15 protein-coding genes and 1 pseudogene are annotated in these 23,185 nt (G+C 71.8%); 7 read left to right on the top strand and 9 right to left on the bottom strand.

Annotated features, from left to right (window positions below; translation table 11 throughout):
- The first annotated feature begins 97 nt into the window (after positions 1 to 97).
- Positions 98 to 1,477, top strand: coding sequence for an NAD(P)/FAD-dependent oxidoreductase (locus ACFV2X_RS08460; RefSeq protein ID WP_385613118.1), 1,380 nt, complete (start codon positions 98 to 100; stop codon positions 1,475 to 1,477).
- Between the two features lie 609 nt (positions 1,478 to 2,086).
- On the opposite strand, the pseudogene ACFV2X_RS08455 reads toward ACFV2X_RS08460, so the two are convergent.
- From ACFV2X_RS08455 to ACFV2X_RS08445, 3 genes and pseudogenes are all read right to left on the bottom strand, one after another.
- Positions 2,087 to 2,786 (bottom strand): annotated as a pseudogene (locus tag ACFV2X_RS08455) (transposase); the annotation flags it as partial.
- Positions 2,787 to 3,178: 392 nt separating this feature from the next.
- Entirely contained in the window at positions 3,179 to 3,352 is a 174-nt protein-coding gene (locus ACFV2X_RS08450) for a hypothetical protein (protein ID WP_385613116.1), read from the bottom strand.
- Positions 3,352 to 3,783 carry an ATP-binding protein gene (locus tag ACFV2X_RS08445; RefSeq protein WP_385613113.1) on the bottom strand — a complete coding sequence of 144 codons (432 nt, stop codon included), beginning with the start codon at positions 3,781 to 3,783 and terminating at the stop codon, positions 3,352 to 3,354. Before ACFV2X_RS08445 ends, ACFV2X_RS08450 begins: the two co-directional genes overlap by 1 nt.
- 489 nt (positions 3,784 to 4,272) lie before the next feature.
- Here ACFV2X_RS08445 and ACFV2X_RS08440 point away from each other — a divergent pair, with 489 nt between their 5' ends.
- Together ACFV2X_RS08440 and ACFV2X_RS08435 are read left to right on the top strand one after the other, a co-directional pair.
- Positions 4,273 to 5,247: a hypothetical protein gene (locus tag ACFV2X_RS08440; protein WP_385613110.1), complete on the top strand. Its 975-nt coding sequence runs from the start codon at positions 4,273 to 4,275 to the stop codon at positions 5,245 to 5,247.
- Between the two features lie 16 nt (positions 5,248 to 5,263).
- Positions 5,264 to 5,821, top strand: coding sequence for a GNAT family N-acetyltransferase (locus ACFV2X_RS08435; RefSeq protein WP_385613108.1), 558 nt, complete (start codon positions 5,264 to 5,266; stop codon positions 5,819 to 5,821).
- Between the two features lie 68 nt (positions 5,822 to 5,889).
- Here the strand turns inward: ACFV2X_RS08435 and ACFV2X_RS08430 are convergent, their stop codons facing one another.
- Positions 5,890 to 6,663: an HpcH/HpaI aldolase/citrate lyase family protein gene (locus ACFV2X_RS08430; protein ID WP_385613106.1), complete on the bottom strand. Its 774-nt coding sequence runs from the start codon at positions 6,661 to 6,663 to the stop codon at positions 5,890 to 5,892.
- A gap of 173 nt (positions 6,664 to 6,836) precedes the next feature.
- Between ACFV2X_RS08430 and ACFV2X_RS08425 the strand changes: the two genes are divergently transcribed.
- A complete protein-coding gene (locus ACFV2X_RS08425; protein ID WP_385613104.1) occupies positions 6,837 to 7,667 on the top strand; it encodes a DeoR/GlpR family DNA-binding transcription regulator in 831 nt (276 codons plus the stop codon).
- On the opposite strand, the gene ACFV2X_RS08420 is transcribed toward ACFV2X_RS08425, so the two are convergent.
- The 3 genes from ACFV2X_RS08420 to ACFV2X_RS08410 are packed head-to-tail and all read right to left on the bottom strand — an operon-like array spanning position 7,657 to position 15,663.
- Positions 7,657 to 10,239, bottom strand: a complete 2,583-nt coding sequence (locus ACFV2X_RS08420) for a family 78 glycoside hydrolase catalytic domain (RefSeq protein WP_385613101.1) — start codon at positions 10,237 to 10,239, stop codon at positions 7,657 to 7,659. The two genes, ACFV2X_RS08425 and ACFV2X_RS08420, sit on opposite strands and share 11 nt — an antisense overlap.
- A gap of 34 nt (positions 10,240 to 10,273) precedes the next feature.
- Positions 10,274 to 14,341: a hypothetical protein gene (locus ACFV2X_RS08415; RefSeq protein ID WP_385613099.1), complete on the bottom strand. Its 4,068-nt coding sequence runs from the start codon at positions 14,339 to 14,341 to the stop codon at positions 10,274 to 10,276.
- Positions 14,338 to 15,663 carry an MFS transporter gene (locus ACFV2X_RS08410; protein ID WP_385613096.1) on the bottom strand — a complete coding sequence of 442 codons (1,326 nt, stop codon included), beginning with the start codon at positions 15,661 to 15,663 and terminating at the stop codon, positions 14,338 to 14,340. The genes ACFV2X_RS08415 and ACFV2X_RS08410 overlap by 4 nt, the downstream gene beginning before the upstream one ends.
- 236 nt (positions 15,664 to 15,899) lie before the next feature.
- On the opposite strand from ACFV2X_RS08410, the gene ACFV2X_RS08405 reads away from it, so the two are divergent.
- Complete coding sequence (locus tag ACFV2X_RS08405; protein ID WP_385613093.1) at positions 15,900 to 16,952, top strand: LacI family DNA-binding transcriptional regulator; 1,053 nt, start codon at positions 15,900 to 15,902, stop codon at positions 16,950 to 16,952.
- A gap of 313 nt (positions 16,953 to 17,265) precedes the next feature.
- On the opposite strand, the gene ACFV2X_RS08400 is transcribed toward ACFV2X_RS08405, so the two are convergent.
- Positions 17,266 to 17,832, bottom strand: coding sequence for a snapalysin family zinc-dependent metalloprotease (locus ACFV2X_RS08400; protein ID WP_385613090.1), 567 nt, complete (start codon positions 17,830 to 17,832; stop codon positions 17,266 to 17,268).
- A 256-nt stretch (positions 17,833 to 18,088) separates the two neighbouring features.
- Between ACFV2X_RS08400 and recQ the strand changes: the two genes are divergently transcribed.
- The gene (gene recQ, locus ACFV2X_RS08395) at positions 18,089 to 19,966 is read left to right on the top strand and encodes a DNA helicase RecQ (RefSeq protein WP_385613474.1); all 1,878 of its coding nucleotides are present in this window, start codon (positions 18,089 to 18,091) and stop codon (positions 19,964 to 19,966) included.
- 52 nt (positions 19,967 to 20,018) lie between these two features.
- On the opposite strand, the gene htpG is transcribed toward recQ, so the two are convergent.
- Positions 20,019 to 21,926: a molecular chaperone HtpG gene (htpG, locus tag ACFV2X_RS08390; RefSeq protein ID WP_385613472.1), complete on the bottom strand. Its 1,908-nt coding sequence runs from the start codon at positions 21,924 to 21,926 to the stop codon at positions 20,019 to 20,021.
- 170 nt (positions 21,927 to 22,096) lie between these two features.
- Between htpG and ACFV2X_RS08385 the strand changes: the two genes are divergently transcribed.
- Positions 22,097 to 23,083: an Lrp/AsnC family transcriptional regulator gene (locus tag ACFV2X_RS08385; RefSeq protein ID WP_385613087.1), complete on the top strand. Its 987-nt coding sequence runs from the start codon at positions 22,097 to 22,099 to the stop codon at positions 23,081 to 23,083.
- Positions 23,084 to 23,185: the final 102 nt, after the last annotated feature.

Here is a 23,185-nt window from a genome sequence, read left to right as displayed (position 1 = left end):
GATTCGACACGCGCCCCACCATGCGCCGTTGACGGCCCAAGCCAGGCACCCCAGGCTTGGGCCGTACTGATCAAAACGGCACGAGGAGGGGTGCGGTATGAGCGGCGGCGCGGTGGTGGTGGGCGGCGGTCTGGCCGGAACGCTGGCGGTGGCGGCGCTGCTCGGGCAGGTGGAGACGGTGACCGTCGTCGAGCGCGACCGCTACCCGGAACAGCCGGTGTTCCGTAAAGGGGTGCCCCAGGGCCGCCATCTGCACGTCTTCCTCTCCGGCGGGCAGCGGGCCCTGGAGAAGCTGCTGCCCGGGGCAGTCGCGGAGCTGGAAGCGGCCGGGGCGCGCCGTATGGAGGCGCCGCGCGATGTGCTCACCAGGACCCCGCACGGCTGGCACCGCCGTCTGCACGAGGGCAGACACGCCGTGATCAGCTGCACCCGGCCGCTCCTGGACGCCACCGTACGGGCCCAGGTCCTCGCCAGGGCCGCCGAGTCCGGCACCCGGGTGGAGGTGTTACAGGCGTGGGAGGCGGTCGGGCTCCTCGGCGGCGCGGACCGGGTGACCGGCGTCCGCGTGCGCTCGCGCGATGCCGGGCACGCCGAGCGCGATCTGCCCGCCGAGCTGGTCGTCGATGCCTCCGGACGTGGCTCGCGCGCACCGCGGTGGCTTACGGAACTCGGCCGCCCGGCGCCGCGCGAGGAGGTGATCGACGCCGGAATCGGCTACTCCACCCAGATGTTCCGGCCCGCCGAGCCGCTCCGCACGGCCGTGGTCCTCGAGCCCAGGCCCGCTCTTCCGCGTGGCGCGGCGTGGTCGCCCGTCGAGGGCGGCAACTGGCTGCTGACCCTCGCCGGGGTGCGCGGCCACCATCCGCCGACCGACGGTTCGGCGGTACCCGACTTCGTGGCCTCGCTCGGCGAACCGTATCTGCTGGACCACCTCAAGACCTGCGAAGCGGTGTCCCCGCCGTACGCCTACCGCGACACCGCCAACCGCCGCCGCGACTACCACGCCCCGGGCGGCGTCCCCGAGGGGTTCATCGCGGTCTCGGACGCCGCCTGCACGTTCAATCCGATTTACGGGCAGGGCATGTCGGTGGCCGTTCTGAGCGGACTGGCCCTGCGTGAATGCCTGGCCGACGGCGGTCCGCGCCGCCCCGGCTTCGCGGCCGCGGCCCAGCGCGCCGTCGCCCGCGCGAGCGAGACCGCGTGGCTGACCGCCGCGGGGGCGGACCGCCCGTACTCCGCGGGCGCCGACGCCACGTCCCCTGGGACGGCCGAGCGGCTGCAGACCTGGTACTTCGGCCGACTGGCGGCCCGGGCGACCCATGACCCGACCGTCGGGGCCGCCTTCCGCGACGTCACCCATCTGGCCGCGCGGCCGTCCCGGCTGCTGACCCCCGCGGTCGCGCTGCGCACGATACTGCTGCCGCGGCGGCCGGGGCTGGCGAGCATTCCGCTGCGGGTGGAGGGCGCGGCGGGCTGAGCGAATCCGGCGAAGTCCGCTGCTGATCCCGCTAGTGCTTGGAATAATGCGCCAATGGATCTAGGGGGTACAGCATCAATCGCCGCCGCTGCAGCTGTAGTTGGGGCCGGAATTGGCGCCTTCGGGGCCGTACGCGCGGCCAAGAACACGGGGGACTCCCAGCGCCGCTCACAGCACGAGCACTGGCGGCGGCAAACTCGCGCCGATGCTTACGCTCAGTTCGTAAACGCAACAGAGGAACTTGCGCCAGTGATGTCCGCGCTTGCCCGGATGGAGGGCTCGGCACCGGCAGACCTGCCGGAGCGAGCCGCCGAGGCGCGTCGGCTCATGTCGGCGCTCGCGAAGGCCGACAGCGCCGTGGCGCTGGCGGGACCTGGCAGCTCGCTGCGGAAGCCAAATCAGTAACGCGAGGTTACGGGTTCATCCTGCGTAGTACCTTCGTGAGGTGGGGGCTGGAGCCAGCCAGGCGAGGCGACCCACCATCATTCACACCTGCCCATTGGCCGAGCTTGAGCCACTTCCGCGAACTGGCACGAGCCGCCCTGGACGATCCAGACGGCGCCCTGAAACAGCAGCCATAGAACTAGGAACCGTCGTTAAGCTTGTCGCTTATCCAGTTCGGCCGGGTTTCGTTCCCTTTTTGTGGTGGGCGGGTCGTGTGTGTGCCTCGCCGGTGGCGAGGACACGTCCCACGTCGTAACGCGTTGCTGTGCGGCGGTTTTTCGAGCCGGGAGGGCGTCCGGGGCCGGGTCGGGGAGGTTGCGGTGCACGCGCCGGAGAGGGCATCTGCGCGTGGAGGTTTCGGAACCTCCAGCGGACTCGGGCCGGGGTGAGCTTGTTCGGCTCGGCCTTCCTCTCCCAGGGCCTGCGTAGGTCGGCGGCGAGCGGGCGAGCCGGAGCTGGGTGTGGGCGGCGATCACCAGCCAGGTCCAGCGGTCCACGGCCTCGGGACTGCGGAGCCTGGGTTTCGTCCAGCCCAGGGTCTGCTTGAGCATGCGGAACGTGTGCTCGATGTCGAATCTTCGCAGGAAGGACTGCCAGCAGCTGCCGACATCAGCCGGCCGGCGCCGGACCACCACAGCCAGACCGGCTTGTTGACTCCGCCGGAGGGCGGTTTCTCGACGGTAAGGCGGATGACGGTGCCCTCGATGATGGGCAGTGGCCCGTCGTGGGCGAGCCGGGCTGCCCGGCCGGTCAGCCTGGGGTGCAGCCGGTCCCACGCCCGCGCGGTCGCCTTCCCGTAGAGCCGGGTGTCGGTGATCGTGGCCTGCTCGGTGCCCCAGGTGTCGGGCTGCCCGAAGACAAAGAGGCTGCGAGCCTGGGCCGCAGTGCCGGGGTAGCCCTCCAGGAGCACCGGCGTGAAGGCGGCGCGAGGGTCTTGGAGGGCTCGGCGCAGCAGGAGAACGGCGATCGGGTCAGGGAACCAGCCGAGCGGGTCCCGGGTGCCCTCGATGACCCCAGCGATGAGTGGATCGCGCCGGGCCTGGGTGCGGGAGACATCCCGCAGCCGGAACACATGCAGATCGCACCAGGCGGATAAGGCTGCTGACACCGTGCTCTTCCCGCTGCCGGGAGGCCCCAGCAGGGCGACGATCGGGTGACTTTTCAACTCTCCTCCTTCAATCAGGGGGTGGGCACGGGGACGGAGCCGGAACCGGCGGCCGGGCGAGACCGTCATGCACACCGCCCGGCCGCCAGGGCTCATCGGCCGCCCTGCCCGTACAGCAGCAGGGAGACCACGAAGAAGGTGACGGCGGCGACGTACAGCACCTGGGCCGTGATCTGCCGCCATCCGAACCGGCATCTCCACCGACGACGGTGGCTCGCGGGGCGGCCCGCTTCCTTCAGCGCCTGGTCCAAGCCGTCGAGGAGCATCACAGGGCACCCGATTTCAGTTCGGCCCAGCACCGTTTCCCCCACGGGCGCCCCGCCGGTCCGAGCACGTCATAGCCCCACCGGTCGCTGAGCGTGTCGACCAGGAGCAGCCCGCGACCGTACTCGGCCCCGTCATCCGGCGTGCGCATCTCAGGCGTGCGGTGCGGGGCGCGGTCGACGACTGCGACATACACGCGGTCATCGGTCGGCCGGTCCACGATGACCCGGACGCGGGGGCCCCGGGCGTGGCGTACGGCGTTGGAGATGAGTTCGGCCATCACCAGGGCTGTAGCCTGCGTGGCCTCTTCGGTCAGGCCCCATGTGGCGCATGCGTTGCCGACGAGTTTGCGGGCCAGGCAGGCTGTCAGCTCGGTGCGGGGGTGGGTTTCGGAGTAGCCGGGGTACCCCGTCGCGCGGGGTCTGATCGTCATCTTCATGCCGTCTCGCCATGGTCAGGGGGCGGAACCCCCGGACCGTGCCTACGGGGGCGAGGCACGATTCGGGGACGTACGACCACCTAACCGACATCAGACGCAGGGAGGTTAGGAGACAGCCCAGGCTCCCGCCAGCAGCCCCTAGGATGACTTGACCCCCTCTTTGCCTGACGGTGGGTGCCACATCCACTACCGTGCGTTTATGAGCACCACGCGTAACACCGCGTTTGAGGAGTGGATGGAGGCCCACGGCCACAGCTCCAATCCTTTGCCCAGGCTGTGAGCAAGGCGAAGGAAACGCTCACCGGCAGTCCCGGCACATACGACGGGCGCACCGTCCGGGACTGGAAGGCTGGCCGGGTCCGCTGGCCCAACGCCGTCACCCGCGCGGCCATCCAGCACCTCACCGGCCTGGACCCTGTCCGCCTAGGGTTTGTGCCACGAGGCCGCAACCAAGCGGTCTCAGGGCCATCGCAGGAGGATCCCTTGCGCCGCCGTACCTTCGTGACCGCCGTCCCGGCCGCAGCCCTCGCCGGGGCAACTGCGCCCGTCTGCGCCCGTTCCACCGTCGGCGCCAGCGATGTTCGACGCCTGCGCCAGGAACTCGCAGACCTGTCGAAGCTGGACGACCGGGAAGGCAGCGGCCCCGAGCTGGAGAAACGCGCGATAGCCCTTGCTGACAAGACCGTCGACCTCCAGCGGAACGGCAGCGCCACGAGCCGCATCCGGAACCACCTGTACTCCCTCGGCGCCGCCGCCACCGCCATGGCCATGTGGGCCACGGTCGACTCCCGGCAACCCGTCCGCGCACAACGCCACCTGGAGCGGGCGACCCACCTTGCCGGACTCTCCGGAGACGGGCAGGTACAGCACCAGATCTGGCAATACGCCACCATGCTCGCCAAACAACGTGGACGCTGGCCGGAGGCCGTAGCCGCGGCCGAGGCCGCCATGTCCGCAAGCGCGCACCGCCGAGACCCCCTGTACGCCTCCCTCAGCCACGCGCGCCTCGCGGCTTCTCTCCCCGGAACCGGAGACCACACGCGCGCCCTACGCGCCCTGGAACGGGCAGAGCAGGCGTTCGAACGAGCCGACCCCCACGAGTGGCGCCCCGCCTCGATGGACTTCTACACCCGCAGCGAACTCGACGGCCTCACCGGCATCACCCACCTGTGGCTCGGCCAGCCCGAACGGGCCGAGTACCACCTTCACCGCTCCCTCGCCGCCCTCCGCCCGGACCAGCACCGAAACCGAGCCTTCTACGCCGTCAACGTCGCCTTCGCCCAACTCGGCCAGGGCGACCCCGAACAGGCATGCACCACCGCCGCTGGCGTCATTGCCCCGCCCGGATCCACCAGCGCGGGCCGCATCCCCCACCTGCTGGACAGCTTCACCGCCAAGCTCAACACGGCCGCCCCCGGGGCACGCATCACCCGTGAATGGAACGCCCGCACCGCCTGACCTGGAAGGACCCCCTGTGACCACCACACCGACCACCGTGGAGCTGCGACGCTACGGACGCGAAGACCTCGACGCCATCCGGCAGACCCTCACCGAGGTCTACGCCGAGGTCTACGCGGACCGGCTCTCCGACCCGTTCTTCTCCGTCGAGCGGTTCGAGGAACGGCTGGAGGGCCATGCCTCCCGCGACCCCTGGGAAGTCGTCATCGGCTGGGACGGCGACGAGCCCGTCGGCTACGCCTACGGCACGCCCCTCCCGCCCCGCTCTCGCTGGTGGGCCGGGATGCTCGAGCCGCTTCCCGAGGAGATGACCCGCGAGGACGGCACACGGACCATGGCCCTGTGCGAGCTGATGGTGCGGCAGCCGTGGCGGAAGACTGGCACCGCTCACCGAATCCACGAAGAGCTTCTGTCCGGCCGCGCAGAGGACCGAGTGACCCTCTTGGTCGAGCCGACCCACCCGAAGGTGAAAGCGCTCTACGAGTCGTGGGGCTACGAGAACATCGGAGACCAGCAGCCATTCCCCGACGCCCCGGTGTACGCGACCATGCTGCGCATCCTGCGGCCCGCGTAAGCACCCGGGCGTGGGAAGGGGTAGCCGCTACAACCGCTACCTCCCGTTCGTCTGGCCGTGCGCGGCGGTCAGTCGTGGGCGTGGGCGTCGCGGAGGTGGGCGGCCGCGGCCTGTTCCAGGTGGGCCAGGTCGCTGCTGACCGTGGCGAAGGTGAAGCCCTGGGCGAGCCGTTTGGCGGCCGAGGCACCGTTCGGGCAGTGGATTCCGGCCGCGATGCCCGCCGACTTGGCGGCCTCGGCCACCTTCGCGAGCGCCGCCTCGAACTGCTCGGCGACCGCGGTGTCGGTGGAGGTACGCCCGCCGAGGGCGAGGGTCAGATCGGAGGGGCCGATGTAGACGCCGTCAAGCCCCTTGGTCGCGCAGATCTCCGCGGTGTTGCCGAGCGCCTGGGCGGTCTCGATCATCACGATGCAGGCGACCTGCTCGTTCGCCTCGGCCGGGGTCGGGCCCACCCGTAGCCCCGAGCGCATCGGGCCGTAGCTGCGGGCGCCGTGCGGCGGGTAGCGGCAGGCGCTGACGGCGGCGGCCGCCTCCGCGGCGGTGTTGACCAGGGGGACGATCACGCCGCGTGCACCGGCGTCGAGGGCCTGACCGATCCAGAAGCCGTCGTTGGCCGGGACCCGGACCATACCGGCGCTGCTGCCGCGCGCGTCGATGGCGGTCATCGCGGCGAGGGTGCCCTTGTAGTCGAGGAGGCCGTGCTGGGCGTCCACGCAGATGTAGTCGTAGCCGAGCCCGGCCAGGCGTTCGGTGCCGACCGGGTTGTCGAGGACGACCCAGTAGCCGAGGATCCGCCGACGTGCGCGCAGCCGGGCCGCGAAGTCGGCGGGGGAATTGGTCATGCTCTCAGCTTCTCTCATCAGCCCCCCACCTCATGCATGTTGTGAGCGAAACGCTCGCATGACTGCACGCAACACGCAAGACTCCGGACAATCGCGCCGGAGAAATGGCGCGTAATGCGCAGACTGATAGGCTAACCCGCCAATCGCGGCCAGTCGCGGAGAGGATCAGACGCATGAGTCCGGCAAGTTCGCGCACACCAGGCACGACGGCCGCGCCGGCCGGGGCGGAGGATCCCAGAAGGCTACGGGCACCGGACCGCCGTGCGCTGATCGCCCGCATGATCCAGACCGACGGGACCGTCGTCGTCGAGGAACTGGCCCGCTCCCTGGACGTCACCCCGTCCACCATCCGCCGGGACCTCGCCCTGCTCACCGAGCAGGGCACCATCGCCCGCACCTACGGCGGCGCGATGAGCGCGGGCCATAAGGCCGAGCCGACGCTCGGCCAGCGCAGCGGCCTGGCCGTGGCCGAGAAGGACCGCATCGGGCGCTGGGCGGCCGCCCGGATCGCTCAGGGCGACACCGTCATCCTGGACGCCGGCACCACCGCCGGACGGCTCGCCCACCATCTGCGCGGCCGGACCGAACTCACCGTCATCACCAGCGGTCTGACCGCCCTGCGGGAGCTGGCCGAGGCCGACGGCATCGAGCTGATCACGCTCGCCGGGACGCTGCGCCACGTCAGCCAGGGCTTCGTCGGCCCACTCGCCGAGCTGACCCTGACCCGGCTCACCGCGGACAAGGTGTTCCTGGGCGCGGACGGCCTCGACGCGAAGCTCGGCATCTGCGAGGCCAGCCTGCAGCAGACCGCGCTCAAGGAGCTGATGGCCCGGCGCGGTGGACAGGTGTACATACTGGCCGACAGCAGCAAACTCGGTCAGTCGCCCTTCACCGCCTGGGCCCCGCTGACCGGGCCCTGGACGCTGGTCACCGACAGCGGCGCCACAGATGACCAGCTCGCGCCCTTCCGGGCCCTGCCCGAGGTGGACGTGGTCACCGTGTGAAGGTGTGCCGCCCCGAGCCCACCTCGAACGGTTCTGCGTCGCCCGGCAGCCGGACCTCGGCCCGGGTGTTCGGCGGCACCAGCACCTCGACGACCAGCCGTTCGCCGTCCCGCCGCCAGCCCGCCTCGGCCAGCCCGTACGGGGTCAGATGGGCAGCCTTGGCGTGGTCGAGCCCGTCGCCGGGGACGGGCGCGATGCGCAGCCGCCGCCAGCCGGGGGCGGCCGGGGCCAGCCCGGCGACGGTGCGGTGGAGCCAGTCGGCGACGGCGCCGAGCGCGTAGTGGTTGAAGGAGGTCATCTCGCCGGGGTTGATGGTGCCGTCGGGCAGCATGGAGTCCCAGCGCTCCCAGATGGTGGTCGCGCCCATGGTGACCGGGTACAGCCAGGACGGGCAGCCCCGTTCCAGCAGCATCCGGTAGGCGAGCTCCGGCTGACCGGCCGCGCACAGCGCATCGCAGATCAGCGGGGTGCCCGCGAACCCCGTGGCGATCCGGAAGTCCGCGTCCCGCACGATCGCGGCCAGCCGCGCCCCGGCCCCCGCCCGCTGGCGCCCGGTCGGCAGCAGCGCGAAGCACAGCGCCAGCGCGTACGCGGTCTGGGCGTCGGAGGACAGCCGTCCGGCCGGGGTCACGAACTCCTCCTGGAAGGCCGACCGCGCCTCCTTCGCCAACGCGTCGTAGCGGAGCGCGTCGTCCGTCTCGCCCAGCAGCCGGGCGGTCTCGGCCAGCACCTCGGCCGAGCGCACCAGATAGGCGCCCGCCACCAGATCGCCGTCCGTACGGGCGGCTTCCGGGCGGTCCGGCGGGGCCGTCGGGTCGAGCCAGTCGCCCAGGTGGTGGTGGTCGCGCCACAGCCCGCCGCCCTCGCGCGCGTACCGGGCGGCGGTCTCCACCCAGGCGCGCATACCGGCGTACTGGTCGCGCAGCAGCCCCAGATCGCCGAATCGCTGGTGCAGCACCCACGGCAGCAGCACCGCGACATCCGCCCAGACGGCCTGCGCCCGGGGGAAGGGCTCGAACTCCGGCGGTATGACGTCGGGCACCACCAGCGGCGGCACCTGCTCGGGGTGGGCCAGCTGTTCGGCTGACAGGTCGCGCAGCCAGCCGGCGAGCATGCCGGAGCAGTCGTAGAGGAAGGCGGCGGTCGGCGCGAACACCTGGATGTCGCCGGTCCAGCCCAGGCGTTCATCGCGCTGCGGGCAGTCGGTGGGGATGTCCAGGAAGTTGCCGCGCATGCTCCATACGACGTTCTCGTGCAGCCGCTCCACCAGCGGCTCGGAGCAGGAGAACCAGCCGGTGCGCGCCATGTCGGTGTGCACCACCACGGCCCGTACGTCCGCCGGGTCCAGCGGGCCCGGCCAGCCAGTGACCTCGGCGTAGCGGAAACCGTGGAAGGTGAACCGCGGCTCGTAGGTCTCGGTGCCCTCGCCGCGCAGGGTGTAGACGTCGGTGGCCTCGGCCTCGCGCAGCGGCCGCACCCCCAGCTCGCCGCCTTCCAGCACCTCGGCGTGGCGCAGGGTGACGGTGTGTCCGGCCGGGCCGCTGACCGTGATGCGCAGCCGCCCCACCAGGTTCTGGCCGAAGTCCAGGACGGTACGGCCCGACGGGGTGGTGATCACCTCGGTCGGCGCCAGGGTCTCGACGCGCCGGACCGGTGGGCCGGTCGGCGCCACCAGCTCCCCGGCCGGCGGGTCGGTCTGCTCGACCGGGCTCCAGCCGGTGGTGTCATGGCCGGGGCGGGACCAGCCGTCGCGCTCCAGGCGGGCGTCGTACACCTCGCCGTCGTAGATCTCCGAGCGCAGCACGGGTCCGGTGGCGGCCCGCCAGTCGGGATCGGTGGCCACGGTCTCGCCCGTTCCGTCGGCGTACTGGATCTCCAACTGGGCCAGCAGCGAGGTGTGTTCGCCCCCGATTGCGCGCCGCCCGCCGTTGAAGCCGACGCGGCCCGCGTACCAGCCCTCCCCCAGCAGCGCGCCGACGGCGTTCGCGCCCTCGCGCAGCAGATCGGTCACGTCGAAGGTCTGGTACCGCAGCCGGTGGGCGTACGAGGTCCAGCCCGGGGCCAGTACGTGATCCCCGACCCGTACGCCGTTGAGCTCGGGCTCGTACACACCGCAGGCGGTGATGTACAGCCGCGCGGAGGCCACCGGCCCGCGGACGGTGAACTCGCGGCGCAGCAGGTCGGCCGGGTGTGGGCCGTCCGCCTGGGGCCGGCCGGACGTGACGGGGCGGGCCGTCCAGTCCTCGGGCTGCAGCAGCCCCGTCTCGGCGTGGGCGGGTTCGGACCACGCCGAGGGCTCGTCGCCGCCGGTGCCCCAGACCCGGACCCGCACGGCCACCCGCTGCCGGGAGCGCAGCGCCGGACCGGGCCAGGGGACGAGCACGGACTCCGCGGATTCCACCCGCCCGGGCGCGGCGAGTTCGGTGCCGTCCTCGGCGCACACCCGCACCTCGTACGCCGTCTGCTGCCAGCCCTCGGCCTCGGTGGCGGTGCGCCAGCTCAGCCGGGGTTCGGCTTCGCCGATGCCGAGCGGTTCCCGATGGTGTTCGAAGACCGGTGTGGTGACCTGCAACGCTGGTTCCCTTCCTTTTCAGTCGGACTGCTTTTCAGTCGGACTGGACAAGTCGAACCGGACCGAACAGGCCCGTGCGTATCTGGCCCGCCGCGACCGCGCGGGTCGGCGAGGCGTCGTCGAGATACCCGGCGAGCGTGCCGCTCACGACGATCTCGATGTCGTTGTCGCCCGCCCTCAGGGCGTCGGTGACCTCGACCGCCCACGGCCCCCACACCCGGCGGCCGACCGGGGCGCCGTTGACGCGGATCTCGGCGGTGCCGCGGACCTCCCCGAGGTCAAGGAGGGTGCGCCCGGCCGGTACGGCGGGCAGTTGGGCGGTGGTGCGGTAGCGGACCCGCCCGCCCAGGGCGCGCAGGCCGAGCTCTTCCCAGGCCGCGAAATGCACCTCGGCCTCGGCGACCTCGGCCTCGATCGCCGCGTCGAGCAGCGCGCCGCCCCGGCGGCCGTCCACCGCGACCACCTTGAGCAGCACCGGGGTGGCGGCGGCCAGCGGGGCGGGCAGCCGCACCCATCCGTCGCCGTCCGTCGCGTACTCCCGGCCCTCGACCAGGACCGTGACGCTCAGCGGGGTGGGCACGCGCAACGCCGTCGTGCCGAGCGGGGCCGGGAAGCGCAGCCACTCCACGCGCTCGGGCCCGGGCGCCAGGTCCGGTACGAGCGGCAGGGCCACGCCGCCGGGAGCGGCAGCCGGCTCCAGCCAGTGGGCGCCGGGCAGCGGATGGGGGCGGGCCCAGGAGCAGATCCACCGCGGATCGCGGCCGCCGCTGGCGATCCGCAGCCGCAGCGGCACGGGCGCGCCGTCGTGGCTCGCCTCCCAGCCGCCGCCACTGCCACCGCCGCTGCCGCCACTCCCGCTGCCGCCGCCACTGCCACTGATCCAGCCGAGGCCGCCGCGCGCCGCCGGGGCCGAGTCGAGGGCCGCCCCGGTCGGGGTGGTGCCCGCGTCGGTGACCCGCAGCGTGAGGGTGTTCTCGCCGACGCGCAGCAACTCACCGAGGTCGTACGCGTGGACGCGGATGTCGCGGTGGCCCGGATACGGGGCGAAGTCGCCCTGGCGGCCCACCTCGACGCCGTTGACCAGCACGGCGCACGCGCCGTCGGCGGCCACCTGGACGACCGGGTCGTCCGGGATCCGGCCCAGCCGGGCCCGCAGCGTCAGCTCGTGGGTGCGGCCGGGGACCGAGCCGTCCCCGGCCTCCATCCACTCGGGGCGGCGGTACGCGTCCGGGTCGCCGACCACCGCGAACGACGCGCGCACCGGCCCGTCCTCGACGGCCGTCAGCTCGATCTCCAGGGCGACGGTACGGCCGCGGGCGGACGGCGGCAGCGGGCTGAGGGTGCGGTACCCCTCCCCCTCCACGGGCAGCTCCGCCCCGTCGAGCAGCACCCGGCGGACCGCGCCCGCGCCCACCGCGAGCCACAGCCCGCCGAGACCGTCGAGTCCGTCGCGGTCGTCGCGCCCGTCGCGCCCGTCGCGGTCGGGGATCGTCAGATGCGTACGGACCGCGACACGCCCGCCCGCCGGGACGGCCCGCCAGTCCAGGAACTCCTCGGGGACATATCCCTTGGGGCCCAGCCGCTCATCGTGCAGCGGGTCGTCCGGGATGCCGCGCGACAGCGACCACACCGCGGGCCGCCACCCTTCCGCCCCAGCGTCCCTGACCAGCGCGAACGGGCCGAAGCCTGCCGTAACCGGCGACCAGCCCCGCTCGGCCCCGGGTTCCAGGTGTTCCAGCCGCCACACCTCGATGGGCAGCACCCCCGTGCGGTCCGCGGCCGCCAGGTCCCCGTCGCTGTTGTCCAGGGTGGAGGTGGCGAGCCCGCGCCAGGGTCCTGGCAGCGGGATGGTGCCGGTGGCCGGGCCGAGGGGGGCGCGGGTCGGCTCGGGCAGCTCTTCGGCGAGCACCACCAGCGCCACCGCCCCGTCCTCGAACGGCACCTCGATGAGCCAGGCCCCGTCCGGCGCCCGGGTCACGGCCAGTTCGGTACGGTCGCCGGTGCCCGGGTCCCAGCGCTGGGCGCGCGGCCGGTCCGGGCCTTCCAGCCGCACCCGGGCCGTACGGCCGTCGGCGGGCACGAAGTCATAGCCCTCGGTGCGCAGTTGCTCCCAGTACCGCTCCCAGGAGAAGCCGTCCGTGGGCCAGTCGCCCATGGGGAAGGCGACGATCGGCGCCTTGGTGCCGCTGCGGTCGTCGTGCGCGACCAGGGCCAGGACCAGGGCGTCGCCGTGGCGGCGGAGCAGGTACGGCGCGTCGGCGCTGACCCGTACCGGGCCCCGGGCCACCGCGGCGGGCACCTGCTCGGCGCTCTCGACGACCGTGATGTGGCCCCGCGCGACGGCGTCGGCGAACAGCCGCCCGGCCTCCGCACCCTCGCTGTCGGGGCCACCGGGGAACAGCTCGGGCGCCCGGGCCACGCACACCACCCGCCCGCCCGCCACCGCGAAGCGGACCAGCGTACGGGCCGCCGCGGCGTGCAGGGCCGACGGCCCGGGCAGCACCACGGTGCGGTACCGCTCCTGGCCGATGACCAGGGCGGGGCCCGCCTCGTCGGCGGTCACCTGGCCTCCGGCGAGGGTGCTCTCGTCGAAGGTGTCGTGGTCGAGGCCCGCGCGCTCCAGCACCCCACGGCGCTCGGCGAACCAGCAGTTGACGCCGTTCAGCTCGTGGTAGAGCCGCCCCGCCTCGGTCGCCGGGGCCAGCGGACCGTCCAGGGTGAGATACGCCTGGGCGGTCGTGGTCGGCGAGAGCAGGACCGTGTCGCACACATGGGTGCCCTCGGTCAGCACGGAGCACAGCCGCGCCACCGCGGTGGCGAACACGTGGTACGAGGACCAGTACGGCTGCCGCCAGCAGGTGGACGGCGGCGCCCACTCCCACCAGCCGCCGACGGTGCTGTAGTAGACGGCGTGCGGGTCGTACAGGGTGGCGCCGCGGCGCAGGAAGGGCGCGAGCCAGTCGTACGTCTCCTCCAGCGTGCCGCCCCAGCCGGAGGAGTGGAACGCCTCGATCCAGGTGCGCCGATGGCCGAAGGCGTGCGCCATCGAGCTGTGCGCCTTGGCGTCGCCCCAGTGGTCGCTGCCCGGCGCTCCGTATCCGGCGTGGGTGCCCTGGTAGTCGCCGTACACCCGGACACCGCCCACCGGGTCCCCCTCGCGGGCCGGTGAGGGCTGGTCGAAACCGCAGACCAGGCCGTGCCGGGCGAAGAACGCCTCCTGCGGGTCGAAGAAGGCCCGCCGGCCCAGCCGGGCGCGGTGTTCCTGGTAGTCGCGGCGCACCCGCGCGGCGTGCGGGTCCTCGCCCTCCCACAGCGCCCACAGCTCGGGCACCAGGTCGTAGCCGTACACCTCGGCGAAGCTCGCGGCGAAGTCGCGGCCCCAGGTGGGCATCGCGGGCAGCTCGTCCTGGAAGAAGCCGCCGATGGCGCGGCCGAACCACTTTCCGACGTGCCGCTCCAGGGTGCCGTGCACCCGGTCGAGCAGCGCCGCGCAGGCGGACTCGCCGAAGTAGTCGAAGCCGCTGACCCCGCTGTGCACCAGGGTGATCTCGGCGGGGCCGCCGCTCCAGCGGGCCGCGCCGCCGCGCAGCGGCACCGCGACCCGCCCGGCCGCGGGGCCGCCGGCCCCGGTGGGGACGGCGGCGGGGACGGCGTACGCGGCGAGCGCGGTGTGGCCGGTCGGCGGGCGCAGCACGGTCTCGCCGCCCGCCGCGGACGCGCTCGTACGGTAGAGGGCGAGCCCGGCGAACTCGGGGTTACGGGCGGTCAGCTGACCCTGGAAGTTGGCGCCGGAGAACCCGATCTGGTCGTACATCCACAGGCTGAACCCCAGCTCGTCGGCGTCCGCGCAGGCCCCGTCGAGCAGCCGCAGCCACTCCTCGCTCAGATACGGCGGATCGTCCGCCAGCGAGCCGAAGGTCGGGCCGGTCGGCGCGAGGCACATCACCACGGCCTGCCGGATGCCCTGGGAGGTCAGCTCCGCCATCTGCCGGCGAAGCCGCTCCCGGGTCACCTTCGCACCGCTCCACCACCAGATCGGCAGCGGCCCGTATTCGGGTGCGGGGTCGGTGAACCGGGAGAGCAGTTCGTCCGCCGCCGTCACGCGGCCGCCCGGCGTTCGGCCTCGATGCGGTCCAGGGACTTCCCGGCCGTGTCCGGCATGAAGAAGTAGCCGATGCCGCCGCTGAGGACCAGGAACGCGGTCAGCAGGGCCGCGATGGTGGAGATCCCCGTGTCGGCGAGGTGGGGCACGAAGTAGCTCCAGATGCCGAGGCAGGTGCGCGCCGCGCCGAAGGTGAAGCCCTGGGCGGTGCCGCGCAGCATCGTCGGGAAGAGCTCCTGGCTGAACGTCTTGTAGACCGCCTCACCGGCAATCGCGGCCCCCACGCCGAACAGGAAGGTGTTGAGGAGGATCGTCGGCACGGTGAAGGGGAACCACAGGAAGAGCGCGTAGGCGGCGATCTGCATCACCGCGCCCACGGCCCACAGCATCCGGCGGGTGCGGTGGTCGCGGTCGGTCAGCGGCATGAACACCAGGACGGTGGCGGCGATGCCGACGCCGAACCCGGCGCAGGACAGCGCCACGCTCGTCCCCTGGCCCCCCGCGCCCAGGTTCTTGACCATGTACGGGGTGAACAGGCCCGCGGTGCCGGCGGCCAGGTTCCAGAAGAGGTAGAAGCTTCCGGTCCACAGCAGCGCCTTCAGATGCGCCCCGCGGAACAGCTCCCGCACCCCGGCCGCCGCGGCCGCCGTCCCCTTGGCCGCCTTGTCCGCCTTGTCCGCGGCGGCCTTCCACACCGCCGACTCGGTCATCCCTCTGCGCAGCGCCCAGGTGACCAGCGCGACCACGAACAGATGGAGGAAGACGATGCGGATGCCCAGCAGATCCAGTGAGGAGAGCGCGAGCGCGAGCAGGAGCACGATCATCGGCCCGACGTTCCAGGCGACCTGGGTGAACCCGAGCAGCTTGCCCCGGGCCCTGGCCGGTGAGAACTCCCCCACCAGGGCCAGCGAGGTCGGCACGTCGGCGCCCACCGCCACGCCCACCACGAAGGTGCCGATGAACAGCATCGCCGGGTTGACGGCGAACGCGATGCACAGGATCGCGGCCGCGTAGACCAGCAGGTCCCACTGGTAGATCCGCTTGCGGCCGAGCTTGTCGCCGAGCCGGCCGCCGATGAAGGCCCCGACGGCCGCGCCGATGGCGTTGGGCCCGATGGCCGCGAGCGCGCCGACGCCGGTGAGGCCGGAGTCGCTGAGGCCGAGTTCGTCCTGGAAGAGCGCCAGGCCCGCGCCCAGTGCCACGATCGACCCCGCGTCCAGATACGAGGCCATGCCGGCCAGGACCGACCACTTCCACTGCTGACGGCTTACGGTGCCCTCGGCCTCGGCCGAGGTGGCTTGGGTGGATTGATCCATGGTCATCCGGTGGCTCCCGTCTTCTTTGACATGCTCCGGAGTCCCGACCCGGAGAGTACGTGTGTAGAACGTTCTCCGAATTGAAACGACTCAAAGGTGAGGCGCGGACGGCACGGGGGTCAAGTCACGGGCAGGTAACGATGCGAAAAGCGCTACGGGCGGCCATCGGCGCCGCGCTCCCTTCGACGGCGTACAGTTGCGTTCTGTAGACCGTTTCACAGGACACCGCAGGGAGAGTCCCCATGGCCCCCACGAGCGGCAAGCGCCGCGTGACGATCACGGATGTCGCGCTGCACGCCGGGGTCTCGACATCAGCCGTGTCCAAGGTGCTCCGCAACGCCTACGGGGTGAGCCCCGAGATGCGCGAACGGGTGCGCGCGGCCATGGCCGAGCTCGACTACCGCCCGCATGCGGCCGCCCGCGGGATGCGCGGCCGCACGTACACGATCGGCGTGCTGCTGGACAACATCCGCAACGCCTTCTTCGCCGACATCCTCGAGGGCGTCAACACCGAACTGCGGGGCGGCGACTACCAGGTGCTGATCGGCGCGGCCGGCTTCGGTGAGGAGGACCAGACCAGGCTGGCCCGGGCCCTGGTGGACCGCCAGATGGACGGGCTGATCCTCATCGGCCCCGGCTTTCCGCGCACCGAAGTGCTGCGGACGGCGGCCACCGTGCCCACGGTGGTGATCGGCCACCACGACGTGGCGGAGGAACACGACTCGGTCGTCGACGCCGACGCCCTCGGCGCGGGCCTGGTGATCGACCACCTGGTCCGGCTCGGCCACCGCCGGATCGCCCTGACCTCCACCCCCGGCAACCGGGGCAGCGGCTGGTCGGGCACCCCCGAGCGGGTCCAGCGCCGCGGCTATCACGAGGCGATGCGGCGGCACGGGCTCCAGGACCTGGCGCGGGTCGCGATGACCGCGTTCTCCGAGGAGGGCGGCTACCGGGCCGGGATGGAGCTGCTGGCCTCGGCGGACCGGCCGACCGCGGTCTTCGGAGGGGCGGACGTGGCCGCCATGGGCGTCTTCCGCGCCGCGCGCGAGCTGGGGTTGCGGATCCCCGAGGACTTCTCACTGGTCGGCTACAACAACACCGCCGTCGCCGCGCTCGCCCCGGTCCGGCTCACCAGCGTCGACCAGGCGGGCGGCCTGATGGGCACGACGGCGGCCCGGCTGCTGCTGGAGCGCATCGAGGGCCGCACGCGGTCCGTGCTGATGACGGTGTCCCCGAGCCTGGTCGTCCGCGGGACGACGGGTCCCCCGCCGACCGCCGAGGGCTCCGGCGAGTGAGCCGAAGGGGCGCGGCCGCCCGCGCCGGAGGCGCTGATGTCACCGTGAAAGGGAGAGCGCGCGCAGGCCGCGAGGCTGCGATCACCACGCGGCGGAGCCGCAGATCGATACAGCCGGCTCCGCCGCGCGGGCGGGCGAGGCTGCAATCGATGTGCGGCTCCGCCGCGTGGCCGACCGTCGACAGGGGCTGTAGCGCCCCTGGGGGCGCCCCCAACTACCGCTGGGAGGTGCCCCCGCCAGCGGTAGCTGAGGGAGAGCCGAGCCGCAAAAAAAGGGGCAGGCCGGGAGGGGGGCTCCCGGCCCGCGTGGTGGGTCAGTCCACGAACAGCAGATCGCGCGTGGCCGCCGAGGAGGCGAGCGCGCCGGCGAAGTTGTCCTCGACCTCCGCCTTTTCGGCCGCGTTGGGGTTCGGGTTGGTGCAGGAGGTACCGGCCGTGGAGCCGGACATCAGGCTCGAGCAGGGGCCGGGCTTCATGTCCGGCAGGCCCAGGATGTGGCCGAGCTCGTGGGACGAGATCCGCACGGTGTTGTAGCCCTCGTCGACGGCCTGCCGCCCGAAGTAGATCGTGCCGCTGCCCAGGCTGGTCGTGGCGGTACGCGGCCAGCCGTTGTCCGCGATGATGCGGATGTTGGCCCGCTGCCCCGAGGCGACCGGCTTGAGCTCCACGTTCGCCACGCTGTCGTTCCAGATCGCGGCGCCCTTGGTGACGGCGTCCTTGAACTCCGCGGCCTGGGACGAGTCGTACGTCAGCACCCTCGCGGCAATGACCTGCTGCTGCGCCGCCCCGGACGCCGGCGCCGCCACCGCCTGGCCGCCCGCCAGGGCGAGCACCGCCACCGCGACGGCGGGTAATGCGCGCAGAGCCTTGCTTGATCTCACGATCGGCCTCCTCGTGGGGTAAGGGCTGTATCGATACGCGGCTACGCCGCACGGTCGCTGACGCGAGCATGACTATCCCACATGCCTCACGGCCACACTGCCCACCCACAGACATCCCCAACCGACCCTCGGGGGCGGCCGTCCTTCGGCGCGATCCACCCTTTCGGCCCACTACACTCGCCGGGTGCCTCTCCCCGAGATCGATCCCCTCACGAACGGTGACATCGACGACCCGGCCCCCAGCAGCCCGGAAACCATAGAACCGGACACCAGAGAACCGGACCCGGGCGATACGAGCGACGCGCTGCGCGTGTTGCGCCGGGTCTTCGGCTATGACGCGTTCCGGGGCGATCAGCAAGAGATCATCGACCATGTCGTGGCCGGGGGCGACGCGCTGGTTCTGATGCCGACCGGCGGCGGCAAGTCGCTGTGCTACCAGATCCCCGCGCTCGTCCGCCGCGGCGTCGGCGTCGTCGTCTCGCCCCTCATCGCGCTGATGCAGGACCAGGTCGACGCGTTGCGGGCGCTGGGCGTACGGGCCGGGTTCCTCAACTCCACCCAGGACCTGGACGAGCGGCGGCTGGTCGAGGCGGAATTCCTCGCGGGCGAGCTCGACCTGCTGTACCTCGCGCCGGAGCGGTTGCGGGTGGAGTCGACACTCTCGCTGCTGGGCCGGGGCTCGATCTCGCTGTTCGCCATCGACGAGGCGCACTGTGTGGCCCAGTGGGGGCACGACTTCCGCCCCGACTATCTGGCGCTGTCCGAGCTGCACGAGCGCTGGCCCGATGTGCCCCGTATCGCGCTGACCGCGACCGCCACCGAGGCCACCCACTCCGAGATCGCCTCCCGGCTCAAGTTGCAGGACGCCCGCCACTTCGTGGCGAGCTTCGACCGGCCGAACATCCAGTACCGCATCGCGCCCAAGAACGACCCCAAGCGGCAGCTGCTGGAGCTGCTGCGCACCGAGCACCAGGGGGACGCGGGCATCGTCTACTGCCTGTCGCGTGCCTCGGTCGAGAAGACCGCCGAGTTCCTGGTGAAGAACGGGATCGAGGCGCTGCCGTACCACGCGGGTCTCGACGCCCGGACCCGGGCCGAGAACCAGGCGCGGTTCCTCCGGGAGGACGGGCTGGTCGTGGTCGCCACGATCGCGTTCGGCATAGGCATCGACAAGCCCGACGTACGGTTCGTCGCCCATCTCGATCTGCCCAAGTCGGTCGAGGGCTACTACCAGGAGACGGGCCGGGCCGGGCGGGACGGGCTGCCCTCCACCGCCTGGCTGGCGTACGGCCTCCAGGACGTCGTCCAGCAGCGCAAGATGATCGACGGCTCGGAGGGCGACGCGGCCCACCGCCGCCGCCTCGGCAGCCACCTCGACGCGATGCTGGCGCTGTGCGAGACGGTCGAGTGCCGCCGGGTGGGGCTGCTGGCCTACTTCGGTCAGCAGAGCACCGCATGTGGCAACTGCGATACGTGTCTGACGCCCGCGGAGTCCTGGGACGGCACCGTCCCCGCGCAGAAGCTGCTGTCGACCGTCGTACGGCTCAAGCGGGAGCGGAACCAGAAGTTCGGCGCCGGTCAGGTGATCGACATCCTGCTCGGCAAGAAGACCGCCAAGGTGATCCAGTTCGACCATGACGCGCTGTCCGTGTTCGGGATCGGCACGGAGCTGCGCGAGGCCGAATGGCGGGGCGTGGTGCGCCAGTTGCTCGCCCAGGGGCTGATCGCCGTGGAGGGCGACTACGGCACGCTGGTGCTCTCCGAGAGCAGCGGCGAGGTGCTGGGCGGGCAGCGCCAGGTGATGCTGCGGCGCGAGCCGGAGCGGGCGCCACGGGCCGCGAAGTCCTCGTCGTCGGCCGCCAAGTCCGGCAAATCGGGCCGCGCCGCCGCCCCGGTGGACCTGCCGCCGGAGGCGGTGCCGCTGTTCGAGCGGCTGCGCGCCTGGCGCGGGGCCACCGCCAAGGAGCAGGGCGTCCCGGCGTATGTGATCTTCCATGACGCCACGCTGCGCCAGATCGCGACGCTGTCGCCCGGCACCCTGGCGGAGCTCGGCGCGGTCAGCGGCGTCGGCGAGAACAAGCTGGCCAAGTACGGGGAGCAGATCCTGGAAACGGTCGCGGCCGCGGAGGAGTGACGCGTACGGGGGGAGGTCCGGCGGCCGGCCCTCCCCCCGTACGGTGTCCGCGCTACAGCGTGCGCTGCAGCCGGTCGGACATCAGCTTGATGAAGCGCGCCGGGTCGCCGAGTTCGCCGCCCTCGGCGAGCAGCGCCATACCGTGGATGAGTTCGGCCATCTCCGCAAGACCGTCCGCGCTCCCGTCCGCGCCGTGGGCCTCGCGCAGGCCGGTCACCAGCGGATGGGTGGGGTTGAGCTCGAGGATGCGCTTGATCTGGGGCATGTCCTGGCCCATGGCGCGGAACATGTTCTCCAGCGCCGGGGTGACGTCGTGCGTGTCACCCACGATGCACGCGGGCGAGGTGGTGAGACGGGAGGACAGCCGCACCTCCTTCACCTGCTCGCTCAGGGTCGTCGTCATCCAGGACAGCAGCTCGGCGAAGTCCTTCTGCCGCTGCTCGCGCTCGGCCTCGCCCTCCTTCTTCTCCTCCTCGGTGTCGAGGTCGACCTGGCCCTTGGCGATCGACTGGAACTGCTTGCCGTCGAACTCCGGCACCGACCCGACCCACATCTCGTCGATCGGATCGGTGAGCAGCAGCACCTCGTAGCCCTTGGCCTGGAATGCCTCCATATGGGGCGAGCTCTCGATGATCGAGCGCGACTCGCCCGTCACGTAGTAGATGTGCTGCTGCCCGTCCTTCATGCGGTCCATGTACTGCCGCAGGGTGGTGGGCTGCTCCGTGTCATGGGTCGAGGCGAACGAGGAGATCTCCAGGATCGCGTCGCGGTTCTCGAAGTCGTCGAGCAGGCCCTCCTTGACGGCGCGGCCGAACTCCCGCCAGAACGTCGCGTAACCCTCGGCGTTGGCGGACATCATGTCCTTGACCGTCGACAGCACCTTCTTGACCAGGCGCCGACGCATCAGCTGGATCTGGCGGTCCTGCTGAAGGGTCTCGCGGGACACGTTCAGCGACAGGTCCTGCGCATCGACGACACCCTTGACGAAGCGCAGATACTCCGGCATGAGCTCTTCGCAGTCGTCCATGATGAACACGCGCTTGACGTAGAGCTGCACACCGCGCTTGCGCTCCCGCATGAACAGGTCCAGCGGCGCCTGCGACGGGATGAACAGCAGCGCCTGGTACTCGAAGGTCCCCTCCGCCTGCATGCGGATGGTCTCGAGCGGGTTGGTCCAGTCGTGGCTGATGTGCTTGTAGAACTCGTGGTACTCGTCGTCGGTGACCTCGTCCCGGGAGCGCGCCCACAGCGCCTTCATCGAGTTGAGCGTCTCGACCTCGGGCTCGGGCGGAGTCTCGGCCTCGCCGTCCCCGTCCTTCTCCGTATCCGTATCCGTGGCCGCGTTCGTCGGCTCGGCGGTCATACGGATGGGCCAGGTGATGAAGTCGGAGTATCGCTTGACGATCTCCTTGAGCTTATGCGGGGAGGCGTAGTCGTAGAGGTGGTCCTCGGTGTCCTCCGGCTTCAGCCGCAGAGTGACGGAGGTGCCCTGGGGCGCCTCGTCGACCGCCTCGATGGTGTACGTGCCCTCGCCCGTGGACTCCCAGCGGGTGCCCTGGCTCTCGGTCGCGTGCCGGGTCACCAGCGTGACCTGGTCGGCCACCATGAAGCCGGAGTAGAAGCCGACGCCGAACTGCCCGATGAGGTCCTGCGAGGCCGCGGCGTCCTTCGACTCCTCCTTCGAGTCCTTCAGCTCGCGAAGGAACTCGGCGGTGCCGGACTTGGCTATGGTGCCGATGAGTTGCACCACATCGTCGTGCGACATGCCGATGCCGTTGTCGCGCACGGTCAGCGTGCGGCGCTCCTGGTCCACTTCGAGTTCGATGTGGAGATCGGACGTGTCCGCGTGCAGGTCGGTGCCACGGAGCGATTCCAGCCGCAGTTTGTCCAAGGCGTCGGACGCGTTGGAGATGAGCTCCCGCAGGAAGACGTCCTTGTTGGAGTAGATGGAGTGGATCATCAACTGCAGGAGCTGGCGCGCCTCGACCTGAAACTCGAACGTTTCGGCCTTCGTGTTCACATGCTTCCTTTCACGAGCGAGCACTTGTAGCGAGTACCTGACGTCAGCTTAGAGGCGAAGGTGCCCCTCAGAGGGCTCGAATGGGGTGCAAACTGGCATGCTGACGGCCGATGAACACGGATTCCGTCACCCTCGACGACATCGACCGGGGCCTGGTCCACGCCCTCCAGATCGACGGCCGGGCGCCGCTGCGCACGCTCGGCGAAGCCCTCGGCGTCTCCGAGAACACCGTCGCCCGCCGCTACCGCCGGCTGCGCTCCGCCGGGGTGCTGCGCGTGGTGGGCGCCCTCAACGGCGGCCGGCTCGGCTACAACGCCTGGACCATCCGTCTGCAGTGCACCCCGGACGCGGCGGGCACCATCGCCCGGGCGCTGGCCGCCCGCCCCGACACCTCGTATGTCCATCTGCTCTCGGGCGGCACCGAGATCTCGTGCAGCGCGCAGACCCGCTCCAGCGACGAGAGCGACGCGCTGCTGCTGCACCGGCTCCCCCGTACCGGCCGGATCACCGCCATCTCCGCCCATCTGCTGCTCGGCCACTCCGCCCTGCCCGACAGCTGGGCGGGGCCCGCCCGGCTGACCCCGGAACAGACCGCGCTGCTCAGCCCGCGACCTGTCGACAACGCCGCAGCTGACGCCGACGGCGAGGTCAGTTTGGCCGACGGGGACCAGCCGCTGTTCGATGTGCTGTCCCGGGACGGCCGGGCGAGCTGTGCCGAACTGGCGTCCGCCACCGGCTGGTCCGACTCCACGGTGCGCCGCCGGCTGACCGCGCTGCGCCGCGCCGGGGTGCTCGCCTTCCTGGTCGACATACCGCCCGCCGCGCTCGGCTTCCGCGCCGAGGCGCGGCTGTGGATGTCGGTGCGCCCGTCGCGGCTTGCCGAGGTGGCGTCGGCGCTGGCCGAACACCCCGAGGTGTCACTCGTGGCCATGACCACCGGCCCGACCAATCTCCTCGGCGCCGTCAACTGCCGGGACGCCCAGCATCTCGCGCGCTATCTCACCGAGCGGATCGCCTCGCTGGACGCGATCCGCTCCCTGGAGACGGCCCCGGTCATCCGCACCGTCAAGCGCGCCGGGGCGCTACTGCCCATCTGACCGGGCAGTACAGCCCTGCGCCGCCCTCCCTGCCCGTGCTCCCCGCCCCCTTGTCAGGGGCTGTCGCGCGATGGTTTCCTTCGCAACGGCATTGAAGGGAGC

The sequence above is a fragment of the Streptomyces sp. NPDC059679 genome (assembly GCF_042734105.1).
GTDB lineage: Bacteria > Actinomycetota > Actinomycetes > Streptomycetales > Streptomycetaceae > Streptomyces.
The sequence above is the reverse complement of the archived record's forward strand: the minus strand, read 5'-3'. Positions and strand labels throughout refer to the sequence as shown.

Excerpts from the sequence above, each read along its gene's own strand:
- ACFV2X_RS08460 (WP_385613118.1), top strand. The coding sequence starts at position 98 with ATGAGCGGCGGCGCGGTGGTGGTGGGCGGCGGTCTGGCCGGAACGCTG.
- ACFV2X_RS08450 (WP_385613116.1), bottom strand. The coding sequence starts at position 3,352 with ATGCTCCTCGACGGCTTGGACCAGGCGCTGAAGGAAGCGGGCCGCCCC.
- ACFV2X_RS08445 (WP_385613113.1), bottom strand. The coding sequence starts at position 3,783 with ATGACGATCAGACCCCGCGCGACGGGGTACCCCGGCTACTCCGAAACC.
- ACFV2X_RS08430 (WP_385613106.1), bottom strand. The coding sequence starts at position 6,663 with ATGACCAATTCCCCCGCCGACTTCGCGGCCCGGCTGCGCGCACGTCGG.
- ACFV2X_RS08425 (WP_385613104.1), top strand. The coding sequence starts at position 6,837 with ATGAGTCCGGCAAGTTCGCGCACACCAGGCACGACGGCCGCGCCGGCC.
- ACFV2X_RS08410 (WP_385613096.1), bottom strand. The coding sequence starts at position 15,663 with ATGACCATGGATCAATCCACCCAAGCCACCTCGGCCGAGGCCGAGGGC.
- ACFV2X_RS08405 (WP_385613093.1), top strand. The coding sequence starts at position 15,900 with ATGGCCCCCACGAGCGGCAAGCGCCGCGTGACGATCACGGATGTCGCG.
- htpG (WP_385613472.1), bottom strand. The coding sequence starts at position 21,926 with ATGATCCACTCCATCTACTCCAACAAGGACGTCTTCCTGCGGGAGCTC.
- ACFV2X_RS08385 (WP_385613087.1), top strand. The coding sequence starts at position 22,097 with ATGAACACGGATTCCGTCACCCTCGACGACATCGACCGGGGCCTGGTC.